Raw genomic sequence first — 9,183 nt, 5'->3', positions numbered from 1 at the left:
CTGGACGGATGACAGCCTATGGCAGCCCTCAGCAACGACGTGAAGGCCTTTATCGTTCAGGCCTTGGCGTGCTTCGACACGCCGTCACAGGTGGTAGAGGCCGTCCAGAAAGAATTCAGCATCACCGTGACCCGTCAGCAGGTGGAAACACACGATCCCACGAAGTTCTCGGGTAAGGGCCTAGCCAAGCGCTGGGTAGCCCTGTTTGAGGACACCCGCAAGCGATTCCGTGAAGAGACAGCCGACATACCCATCGCCAACCGAGCCTATCGCCTCCGTGCGCTGGGCAGGATGGCTGAGAAGGCCGAGTCGATGAAGAACATGGCTCTGACCGCCCAGCTTCTGGAGCAGGCAGCCAAAGAGGTCGGCGACGTCTACGTGAACCGCCAGACCAAGAACGAGAATCCGCACGACAACGTACCGCCCACCCGGGTGCAGGTCGACGTGGTGGATGCGAGGAAGTCGGATGCCGTCACTTAACGTGCCCCAGGCCAACTTCCTCCGCATGGAGAACAAGTTCCGCGGCTTCGTGGCCGGGTTCGGTTCGGGCAAGACCTGGGTTGGCTGCGCGGCGCTGTGCAAGCACGTGTGGGAGTGGCCTCGGATCGACTCCGGCTACTTTGCCCCGACCTACCCACAGATTCGTGACATCTTCTTCCCGACCATCGAGGAGGTCGCCTTCGACTGGGGCCTGAAGGTCAAGACGAAGGAGAGCGACAAGGAGGTCGAGTTCTACAGCGGCGGTCAGTACCGCAGCACGACCATCTGCCGCTCGATGGAGAAGCCGCAGACCATCGTGGGTTTCAAGATCGGGCACGCCCTGGTCGATGAACTCGACGTTTTGCCCGCGCTGAAGGCTGAGCACGCCTGGCGCAAGATTATTGCCCGGATGCGTTACAACGTGCCCGGGCTGAAGAACGGCGTAGACGTGACCACGACCCCCGAGGGGTTCAAGTTCGTCTACCAGCAGTTCGTGAAGCAGCTGCGCGAGAAGCCAGCGATGCAGGGCATGTACGGCCTGGTGCAGGCCAGCACGTTCGACAACGAGTTGAACCTGCCGCCGGACTACATCCCATCCCTGATGGACTCCTACCCGGAGCAGCTGATCCTGGCCTATTTAAACGGTCAGTTCGTCAACCTGAATTCCGGTTCTATCTACACCGCCTACAACCGCAAGCTGAACGGCAGCCATGAGTCTGTGCAGCCCGGCGAGCCGATCTTTGTGGGCATGGACTTCAACGTCGGCAAGATGTCGGCCATCGTCCACGTCAAGCGCCTGGGTATGCCCCATGCAGTGGGCGAGATCATGAACGGCTACGACACGCCTGACATGATCCGTCAGATCAAGGAGCGCTACTGGCTGTACGCCGAGGGCAATTACCACAAGACGCGCGAAATTCTGGTGTTCCCCGATGCCTCGGGCAAAGGCCGGAAATCGGTCAATGCGAGCACCACTGACCTTGAGCTGCTGCGCCAGGCCGGATTTACAGTGATGGCGCCAGAGGCAAACCCTCCGGTGAAAGACCGGATCAATGCCATGAACGCCATGTTCTGCAACTCGGCCGGCGAGCGCCGCTACCGGGTCAACACAGATCTCTGCCCAACCTACGCAGACTGCCTAGAGCAGCAGATCTGGGCGCCAACAGGTGAGCCGGACAAGAGCCAGAGCAACGACCACGCCAACGACGCTGGCGGCTACTTCATCCACCATGACTATCCGATCGTCAAACCAGTGATCGTGACCCAATCCTTGAGAATGTGACCATGAGCGATAACCCAAGCATCACGCTTCCCGCCGTCGACGAGATGCGCGGGTACTGGGCTGTGATCACGCCGCTCATGGGTGGGACTATGGCGATGCGGGCAGCGGGCAAGAAGCTGCTGCCGCAGTACCCGGCCGAGTCGGACGAAGGCTACCGGGAACGCCTGCGCCTCTCGACGCTACTGCCGGCCTACTCTGAGACGATCAGCAACATGACTGCCAGGGTGTTCGCTGAGCCCCTGCAGCTTGGCGATGGCGTGCCCGAGGACATCGTCGCGATGGCAACGGACATCGACCGGGCCGGCAATGACCTGAACTCGTGGGCGGTAGAGTTCTTTCGCGAGGGACTGGGGTTCGGCCTCTGCCACGCATTCGTCGATCACCCGTCAGTTGATGGGCTGAAGACGAAGGCCGAGGAGCAGGCCGCCGGCGTCCGCCCATATGTGGTGATGGTGAAGCCATCCCAGGTGCTGGGCTGGCGCTCCAAGGGCGGCGTGCTGACCATGGTCCGCTACCGCGAGGTGGTAGAGGAGGAGGATGGCGAGTTCGGCGCCAAGTGCGTCGAGCAGATCCGCGTTCTGATCCCCGGCGGGTGGCGAACCTACCGCCGCGCAACGTCGAAGGCGGTCTGGGCGCTCCACGAGCAGGGCACCACTAGCCTGGGCCGCATCCCATGGGTGACTTTCTACACCGGGCGCACCGGTTTCATGACGGCCAAGCCGCCGCTGCTGGAGCTGGCCCACCTGAACGTCAAGCACTGGCAGAGCCAGAGCGACCAGGACAACATCCTGCACGTCATCCGCGTGCCGATCCTGGCCCGCATCGGCGTGCAGATGCAGTTCACTGATCAGGGCAAGCCGGTGCCGCCCGAGTTCAAGGTCGGCACCGGGTCTTTGACCGACCTGCCGGCCAGTGGCGACCTGAAATACGTGGAGCACACCGGCAAGGCCGTGGAAGCCGGCCGCACCGCGTTGAAGGACCTGCTCGATGAGATGCGGATGGCCGGCGGCAAGCTGCTCACGCCGGAGAAGGCCGCGACCAAGACCGCGACCCAGGCTGAGGAGGAGGCGGCGCAAGAGCTGTCACCCCTGCAGCGGATGTCGAACCATTTCGGCGACTGCCTGGCGCAGCTGCTGCAGTTCATGGCCGAGTACCGCAGCCTCGGCGACGGCGGCACAGTCGAGATGCGTGGCAACTACGACGTTGACTACATGCCAGAGGTTTCTCTGCCGACGCTGGTCTCGATGGCCAATGCCGGCATGATCTCCAAGGAGACGCTGTTCACCGAGATGCAGCGCCGCGGCGTGATCAGCGACGAATACGACTGGGGCGATGAGCGGGCGAAGATTGACGCCCAGGGCCCGGCCCTCGGTACGCTGTGATGAAGACGGCCAACGAGAAGCTGCTGAACGAGCTGATCGGGCATGAGGTCGACCTGTCCAGGCTGAGCAACAGCCAGGTGATGACGATCATCAAGATCCTCAACAGCAAGGATGCCGACCTGCGGGCTGCGCTGATCGAGGCGATCGACAACCTCGGCACCGACCTGTCGGCTGCGGCTGTCGATATCGCCCTGTCGGCGGTGCTGCGGATCAACCAGCAAACCTTCATTGAGATCCGCCTGGCCATGGACCAGGTGACCGATGGGCTGATCAGTTACGAGCTGGCGTTCCAGCAGAGCGCGTTGCGGGCCGTTCTCCCGGCTCTGGTGCAGGAGGCATACCCGGTCGTCTCCCCGGCGTTCAGCGCGGTGAAGGCGATAGCCCAGGCCCGACCATTCCAGGGGCGCCTGCTGAGGGAGTGGATGGCCGGCATCGAGTCCAGCCGCGCTGCCACAGTACGCGACGCTGTGCGCTCGGGCGTTGTCGAGGGGCGCACCACTGCGGATATCGTCCGCACGGTCATGGGCACCAAGGTGCAGCATTACGCCGATGGGGCCCTCCAGAAGGCCAGGCGCGACGTTGAGGCGGTAGTGCGGTCTGCGGTATCCCATACTGCCGAAACAGCCAGCGACGCAGCGTATGAGGCCAACAGCGACATCATCAGCCACATGGAGTGGCTCAGTACGCTGGACAACCACACATCGAGCGACTGCCGGATCCGCGACCGGTTGCCCTACACCCTGGGCACCTACAAGCCCATTGGCCACACGATCCCGTGGCTGGCCGGGCCGGGCCGCATCCACTTCTGCTGCCGTTCCTCCAAGGTACCGGTGCTCAAGAGCGCCAAGGCCCTTGGCTTCAGCGACGGCGCTACGCGGGCGAGCATGGACGGCCAAGTTCCTGAGTCGACCACCTACGCCGAATGGCTCAGCAGGCAGTCAGCTGCGCGCCAGGACGAGATCCTTGGACCTGAGCGCGCCCGGCTGATGCGGCAGGGTGGGTTGAAGCTAGCCGCGTTTTACAATGACAAGGGGAAACTTCTGACCCTCGATGAGTTAAAGCAACGGCTTAACTGAACCCGCGCCACGAAATAGAGATGGTCAATGCTGTGGTGCGGGTTCATTTGAAGCAGTCTTTTCTCCGGCTTTCAAATTTTTCCATCAGAGAAAAATACTGTTTTGGCCAATCCTTCATTGCTGTAGGGGCCAGCGATAGCGATTCGAGCTTCTCTTCGGTGGTCTCTGCCATAAGCCCAATTTGAACAGTAGCTGCAAGCTTGAGTGTCGGAACGACGAGCTCTTCTGGTGCATACGCAACGAGGCGCATTGAGCTTTCCACCACTGCCTGACCAAGAACGTGGAAAAGTGCTTGCTTGTCTTCAGTGCTGTCGGGCGCCTGGATTTTGCTGCCGAAGGCCGCTATTGAACCCAGCACAGCTTCGGACTTTTCTCTGATGACCGCTTCCTGTTTGTCGACTCGCCGCATGCAAGTCTCGATGGTGGCCTGGTGGGTGGAGAGATAGCTGGCGTAGTACGCCAGCGCCGCTGCGCAAATGCTGGCAAATACTCCAAGAAATCCAATTGCAATCGTCCATCGCGCGGTCGTGGATGCGCCTAAGTCCATTTCAAGCTCCAAGGTTCTCTGGTAAGCGAGCTGCGGATCCTACCTCTAGCTTCTAACTTTGCAACCAACAGCCCTGGCCAATGCCGGGGCTTTTTTCTGCCTGCGGTTCGGATGGACGGGGCGCAACTAGGGCCGGATGGCTCATCAACTGGCCGGATGGCCCAGAGAGACGACATGAAACTCAAGACCGTTGAAGTGGATGGCAAGCATTACGCCGTGATCGAAGATGGCAAGCCGGTCTACGTTGAAGACGATGGCAAAGAAGTCGCCTTCGATGCCGTAGGCACCCGCAACACCATCACCCGGCTGAATGCCGAAGCCAAGTCGCACCGCGAGCGCGCCGACGGCTTCGAGAAGACCGCCAAGGCGTTTGAAGGCATCGAAGATGCTGCGGCCGCCAAGAAAGCCCTGGAGATCGTCGCCAACCTCGACGCCAAGAAGCTGGTGGATGCCGGCGAGATCGAGAAGGTGAAGGGCGAGATCAGCAAGGCCTTCCAGACCCAGCTCGACGAAGCCAACACCAAGGCGCAGGGCTTCGAGCAGCAGCTGTATGCCGAGAAGATCGGCGGCAGCTTCGCCCGTTCGCAGTTCATCGCCGAGAAGATGGCGGTGCCGGCTGACATGGTCCAGGCCACCTTCGGCAACAGCTTCAAGATCGAAGAAGGCAAGGTGGTCGCCTACGACGCCCAAGGCCAGAAGATCTTCAGCCGCAGCCGCCCGGGTGAGCTGGCCGACTTCAACGAAGCGCTGGAAACCCTCGTCTCGCAGTACCCCCATCGCGACCACATCCTGAAGAGCTCCGGTGCCAATGGCGGCGGCGCCCCGAACGGCGGTGGTGGCAACAAAACCACACAGGGCAATTTCGGTGGCACCAAGGCAGAGCGCCTGGAAGCCATGAAAGGCCTGATCGCAAGCGAATAAGGAGGCCCAATGGCCCTTTCGAACATGAAGGTGTTCAACGAATACCTTCGCCACGCCACCATCGAAACCCTGACCCAGGACGTCGACAAGTTCAACGCCGCCTCGGCTGGATCGATTCGCCTGACCACTCAGGGCATCGACGGTGACTTCCTGCAGGAATCGTTCTGGGCGGGCCTGCACGGCGCTCAACGTCGCGTTGACCGTTACGCCGCGAACGGCAGCCAGGCGGCGACCCCTCTGTCGCAGAAACAGTACGACTCGGTGAAGATCGCAGGCGGCTTCGGCCCGATCCTGTGGGAGCCTGCGCAGTTGTCCTGGGTGCAGAAAAACCCCGAGGAAGCGCTGGAGGTCATCAGCCGCAACCTGTCCGAAGCCATCGTCTCGGATCAGCTGAACACTGCCATCGCCGCCCTGGTCGCGGCCATCGGCAACCAGCCGGGCGCGCTCAACGACGTGTCGGCAACCGCTGGCGTCGACTACATCGCCATCAACGGTGCCCACGCGCTGTTCGGCGACGCCTCGGCACGACTGATCGCTCAGGTCATGACCGGCGCCCAGTACCACGCCCTGATCGGTAAGAACCTGGCCAACAACCAGCAGCTGTTCCAGGCGGGTGGTGTTCTGGTCGTCGACGTTCTGGGCAAGGCGGTGATCGTTACCGATGCCCCGGCGCTGTACGAGGCTGGCACCCCGAACAAGCAGAAGGTGCTCAGCCTGGCCGATGGCGCAGCCATGGTGATGGATGGTTCCGACCTGATCACCAACATCGAGACCTCCAACGGCAAGGAGCGTATCGAGACCACCATGCAGGCCGACTACACCTTCGGCCTGGGCCTTAAGGGCTACACCTGGGACACCGCCAACGGCGGCAAGTCGCCGACCAACTCCGAGCTTTCCACCGGCGCCAACTGGGATCTGGTGGCGAACAGCATCAAGGCCTCGGCCGGCGTGCTGACCATCGGTGACGCTACCAAGTAACAGGTACCGCGCCCTCCGGGGCGCATTCCCCAGGAGATTGCCATGAGCGAGAAAGTGATTTACGAGAAACACCCGGTCGGCACTGAGCGTAAAGCCGAACTGCGGCAGAAGGGCTACAAGATCATCGATGCGCGCTTCGCGCCTGATGGCTATGAACACCCGGAGCCGCTGAAGGAGGCCAAAGGCTCGAAGGCTAGCAAGTCTGCTGCCGAGAAGAAGGCAGCCGAAGAAGCCGAGCTGAAGACCAAACTGCAGGCCGCTCTGACTGAAAAGGGTGTTCAGTTCGCGACTGATGCCAGCGTGGAAGACCTGCAGAAGCTGCTGGGCGAGGCCAAGTAATGACCATCTACATCACCGTCGAGCAGGTAGACGCCCTGCTTGGGCCGACCTGGGCGCCCGACGACCAGAAGGCCCGGGCGGTGCTGATGGCCAACACCTGGCTGACCAATCTCGGCTTGCCTGAGTTAGATCCGGTTCCGGATGACGTGATTCAGGCCGGCGCCGAGATCGCCCGAGAGGCAGCAGCGGGCAATATCTACGACAGCAAGGAGACCGGCGTGCTCAGCAAGTCGGTCAACGCTGACGGGGTTTCCAGCAGCAAAACCTACTCCGAATCCTCCCGCACCATCAGCGCTGGCGAGTCGTTCGCCTTGGCGCTGCTGGCGCATTACTTGAACAGCAGCGGCCAGACCAAGATCGTGAGAGGGTGATATGGGACTTCGCGATGAGCTGCAGGCCGATTTGGCCCAGGCGTTCAATACGGACCTGGCTGATGCGGTCGTGAACTTCACGGGCGAGTATATGGGGCCTGGCGATTGGGATCCGGTCGATGAGGTCAGCACGGCGCAGCCAGTGACGTATACGGGCCGTGGCGTGCTGTCTCGCTACGAGGACCGGCGGATCGACAACATCAACATCTTGGTCGGCGATCTCCGCCTGACGGTCCTCGCCAATGAGATAACCGATGTTCCTGATGTTGGCCATAAGGTAACCGCGCCTGATCTGATGGATCGTGCGCAGCAGCTCACCTACGAAGTCAGGACCGCCCGGGCTGACCCAGCATCGGCCACATACCGCCTCCAGCTCAGGAGGTCGTGATGGCCGGCTGGTCGCTGTCGCCGACCCTGTTTGCCGACCAGATCGAGGAAGATCTGACCGACATGCAGCGACAAATCGTCATTGAGCTGGTGCGCGAGGTGCTGACCAATGCCCCGGTGGACAAGGGCGGGTATATGGCGAGCAACATCGTCACTATCGGCACGCCGTCCTACGAGATCAGCGAGGCGCTGGACCTGACGGGCGAAGCTACCTTTCAAGCCGCGGTCTCGGCCATCTCAACGCTCAAGCCGTTCAGCACCGTGTACCTGCAGAACAACCAGCCATATGCCGAGCTACTCGAATTCGGCGGCTACGAGGGTCCAACCGAGAAGGTCACCTCGGCTGGCTACAGCCGCATGTCGCCCATGGGCGTGTACGGCATCTCATTCATCGCTGTCACCGAGAAGTGGATATGACCGTACCCTTCGAGACCGTCCGCAAGACGCTCACGGCGCGCATGGCCAGCTTTGGCGGCATAGGCCAGGACCGGATCGAGTACGCCAACAGCCCGACCCCTGGCGGTGGCTCTTTCCAGCCGCCAGCCGACGGCGTCTGGTGCGCATTCGAGATCCAATATGCCACCGCGGCGTTCGCCGGCATGGCCGACCGACCGCACTTCAGGCGCCCAGGTCAGGTCGTGATCCAGTGCTTCTGCCGCAAGGGCGCCGGGCTGTCCGCCATCAATACGCTGGCCGACGGCCTCTCTGACCACTTCCAGGCCTGGCAGCATGGCCATATCGAGTGCCTGGAGGTATCCCAGCACGTTGTGGGCACCTTCAACGACTACTACCAGATCAACGTGAACGTCCGGTTCCGTGCGGGTTAGGTAGGGTTCCGCAGTATTGGTGAAGGATAAACCACCGTGCCATAGGCTTTAGTTTTGCTACGGCGTCCTTCTCGTCACGGTATTTTCGTAATGGATCTTTCTTTCCCTCTGGCCAGTCGGCGAATGCATGAATAATCACGGCGGAAACTGGATTTATGCATTCGATACTTCCATTCTTGCTGTAGTAGTTAATGTCTCCGCCGGACAGATTTTTGAGTTTCAGGTAAAACTGATGCCGCCAATGTTCTTCATGGCTCTCGCATTCCTGACGGATCAGGGCGCTTGAAATCCTCTTCTTTGCGCTTTTGTATTCTTCTATGAGGCGCGCGGACGTTAGCCAAGCGAGCCTGTCCGCTACTGGAATCTTCCCATCTTGAGAGTTTCCAACCAGAGACGAATATGCCCGTTCAAGGGTTTCTATCGCGTGCTCTAGTAACCGCTCATTGGATCTCGCGCGAGCCGTTGAAATGATTGTAATTGCAGCAAATAAAGCTGATGCAGATGCTGCAATTGCAGCTATCGCAGCGATTATCTCAGTCGGGGGCAATGCACCGACCACATCTTTGTAAATCTCCATAATTTCCATAGAAATC

13 protein-coding genes are annotated in these 9,183 nt (G+C 60.9%); 11 read left to right on the top strand and 2 right to left on the bottom strand.

Features of this window, described 5'->3' with window-relative positions; all coding sequences use genetic code 11:
* Positions 1-18: 18 nt before the first annotated feature.
* The 4 genes from ACK3BK_RS15800 to ACK3BK_RS15785 are packed head-to-tail and all read left to right on the top strand — an operon-like array spanning position 19 to position 4,220.
* A complete protein-coding gene (locus ACK3BK_RS15800; protein ID WP_411382821.1) occupies positions 19-480 on the top strand; it encodes a DUF2280 domain-containing protein in 462 nt (153 codons plus the stop codon).
* Positions 467-1,762, top strand: coding sequence for a terminase large subunit domain-containing protein (locus tag ACK3BK_RS15795; RefSeq protein ID WP_411382820.1), 1,296 nt, complete (start codon positions 467-469; stop codon positions 1,760-1,762). The genes ACK3BK_RS15800 and ACK3BK_RS15795 overlap by 14 nt, the downstream gene beginning before the upstream one ends.
* A 2-nt stretch (positions 1,763-1,764) precedes the next feature.
* Positions 1,765-3,144 (top strand): DUF4055 domain-containing protein, encoded by a 1,380-nt coding sequence (locus ACK3BK_RS15790; RefSeq protein WP_411382819.1) that lies wholly within the window; start codon positions 1,765-1,767, stop codon positions 3,142-3,144.
* Complete coding sequence (locus ACK3BK_RS15785; RefSeq protein ID WP_411382818.1) at positions 3,144-4,220, top strand: hypothetical protein; 1,077 nt, start codon at positions 3,144-3,146, stop codon at positions 4,218-4,220. The genes ACK3BK_RS15790 and ACK3BK_RS15785 overlap by 1 nt, the downstream gene beginning before the upstream one ends.
* A gap of 43 nt (positions 4,221-4,263) precedes the next feature.
* Here ACK3BK_RS15785 and ACK3BK_RS15780 read toward each other — a convergent pair whose 3' ends face one another.
* Positions 4,264-4,767, bottom strand: coding sequence for a hypothetical protein (locus ACK3BK_RS15780; RefSeq protein ID WP_411382817.1), 504 nt, complete (start codon positions 4,765-4,767; stop codon positions 4,264-4,266).
* Between the two features lie 174 nt (positions 4,768-4,941).
* Here ACK3BK_RS15780 and ACK3BK_RS15775 point away from each other — a divergent pair, with 174 nt between their 5' ends.
* Genes ACK3BK_RS15775 through ACK3BK_RS15745 form a run of 7 tightly spaced genes read left to right on the top strand, consistent with a single transcriptional unit; the run spans position 4,942 to position 8,590 of the window.
* The gene (locus tag ACK3BK_RS15775) at positions 4,942-5,688 is read left to right on the top strand and encodes a DUF6651 domain-containing protein (RefSeq protein WP_411382816.1); all 747 of its coding nucleotides are present in this window, start codon (positions 4,942-4,944) and stop codon (positions 5,686-5,688) included.
* 9 nt (positions 5,689-5,697) lie between these two features.
* On the top strand, positions 5,698-6,666 hold the full coding sequence (locus ACK3BK_RS15770; RefSeq protein WP_411382815.1) for a major capsid protein: 969 nt from the start codon (positions 5,698-5,700) through the stop codon (positions 6,664-6,666).
* 42 nt (positions 6,667-6,708) lie between these two features.
* Complete coding sequence (locus ACK3BK_RS15765) at positions 6,709-7,005, top strand: hypothetical protein (RefSeq protein ID WP_411382814.1); 297 nt, start codon at positions 6,709-6,711, stop codon at positions 7,003-7,005.
* The gene (locus ACK3BK_RS15760; protein ID WP_411382813.1) at positions 7,005-7,376 is read left to right on the top strand and encodes a hypothetical protein; all 372 of its coding nucleotides are present in this window, start codon (positions 7,005-7,007) and stop codon (positions 7,374-7,376) included. The genes ACK3BK_RS15765 and ACK3BK_RS15760 overlap by 1 nt, the downstream gene beginning before the upstream one ends.
* A gap of 1 nt (position 7,377) precedes the next feature.
* Positions 7,378-7,764 carry a glutamate 5-kinase gene (locus ACK3BK_RS15755; RefSeq protein WP_411382812.1) on the top strand — a complete coding sequence of 129 codons (387 nt, stop codon included), beginning with the start codon at positions 7,378-7,380 and terminating at the stop codon, positions 7,762-7,764.
* A complete protein-coding gene (locus tag ACK3BK_RS15750) occupies positions 7,764-8,180 on the top strand; it encodes an HK97 gp10 family phage protein (RefSeq protein ID WP_186668976.1) in 417 nt (138 codons plus the stop codon). The genes ACK3BK_RS15755 and ACK3BK_RS15750 overlap by 1 nt, the downstream gene beginning before the upstream one ends.
* Entirely contained in the window at positions 8,177-8,590 is a 414-nt protein-coding gene (locus tag ACK3BK_RS15745) for a hypothetical protein (RefSeq protein ID WP_411382811.1), read from the top strand. The genes ACK3BK_RS15750 and ACK3BK_RS15745 overlap by 4 nt, the downstream gene beginning before the upstream one ends.
* Here ACK3BK_RS15745 and ACK3BK_RS15740 read toward each other — a convergent pair.
* Positions 8,559-9,176, bottom strand: coding sequence for a hypothetical protein (locus tag ACK3BK_RS15740; RefSeq protein ID WP_186668980.1), 618 nt, complete (start codon positions 9,174-9,176; stop codon positions 8,559-8,561). The genes ACK3BK_RS15745 and ACK3BK_RS15740 overlap by 32 nt on opposite strands.
* Positions 9,177-9,183 lie beyond the last annotated feature (7 nt).

It is taken from the genome of Pseudomonas sp. L7 (assembly GCF_046605565.1).
In the GTDB taxonomy this organism is placed as follows: domain Bacteria; phylum Pseudomonadota; class Gammaproteobacteria; order Pseudomonadales; family Pseudomonadaceae; genus Aquipseudomonas; species Aquipseudomonas wayambapalatensis.
The sequence above is the reverse complement of the archived record's forward strand: the minus strand, read 5'-3'. Positions and strand labels throughout refer to the sequence as shown.

What these genes read in the sequence shown, in the direction of transcription:
- ACK3BK_RS15800 (WP_411382821.1), top strand. Translation starts at nt 19, where the DNA reads ATGGCAGCCCTCAGCAACGACGTGAAGGCCTTTATCGTTCAGGCCTTG.
- ACK3BK_RS15795 (WP_411382820.1), top strand. Translation starts at nt 467, where the DNA reads ATGCCGTCACTTAACGTGCCCCAGGCCAACTTCCTCCGCATGGAGAAC.
- ACK3BK_RS15790 (WP_411382819.1), top strand. Translation starts at nt 1,765, where the DNA reads ATGAGCGATAACCCAAGCATCACGCTTCCCGCCGTCGACGAGATGCGC.
- ACK3BK_RS15785 (WP_411382818.1), top strand. Translation starts at nt 3,144, where the DNA reads ATGAAGACGGCCAACGAGAAGCTGCTGAACGAGCTGATCGGGCATGAG.
- ACK3BK_RS15780 (WP_411382817.1), bottom strand. Translation starts at nt 4,767, where the DNA reads ATGGACTTAGGCGCATCCACGACCGCGCGATGGACGATTGCAATTGGA.
- ACK3BK_RS15775 (WP_411382816.1), top strand. Translation starts at nt 4,942, where the DNA reads ATGAAACTCAAGACCGTTGAAGTGGATGGCAAGCATTACGCCGTGATC.
- ACK3BK_RS15770 (WP_411382815.1), top strand. Translation starts at nt 5,698, where the DNA reads ATGGCCCTTTCGAACATGAAGGTGTTCAACGAATACCTTCGCCACGCC.
- ACK3BK_RS15765 (WP_411382814.1), top strand. Translation starts at nt 6,709, where the DNA reads ATGAGCGAGAAAGTGATTTACGAGAAACACCCGGTCGGCACTGAGCGT.
- ACK3BK_RS15760 (WP_411382813.1), top strand. Translation starts at nt 7,005, where the DNA reads ATGACCATCTACATCACCGTCGAGCAGGTAGACGCCCTGCTTGGGCCG.
- ACK3BK_RS15755 (WP_411382812.1), top strand. Translation starts at nt 7,378, where the DNA reads ATGGGACTTCGCGATGAGCTGCAGGCCGATTTGGCCCAGGCGTTCAAT.
- ACK3BK_RS15750 (WP_186668976.1), top strand. Translation starts at nt 7,764, where the DNA reads ATGGCCGGCTGGTCGCTGTCGCCGACCCTGTTTGCCGACCAGATCGAG.
- ACK3BK_RS15745 (WP_411382811.1), top strand. Translation starts at nt 8,177, where the DNA reads ATGACCGTACCCTTCGAGACCGTCCGCAAGACGCTCACGGCGCGCATG.
- ACK3BK_RS15740 (WP_186668980.1), bottom strand. Translation starts at nt 9,176, where the DNA reads ATGGAAATTATGGAGATTTACAAAGATGTGGTCGGTGCATTGCCCCCG.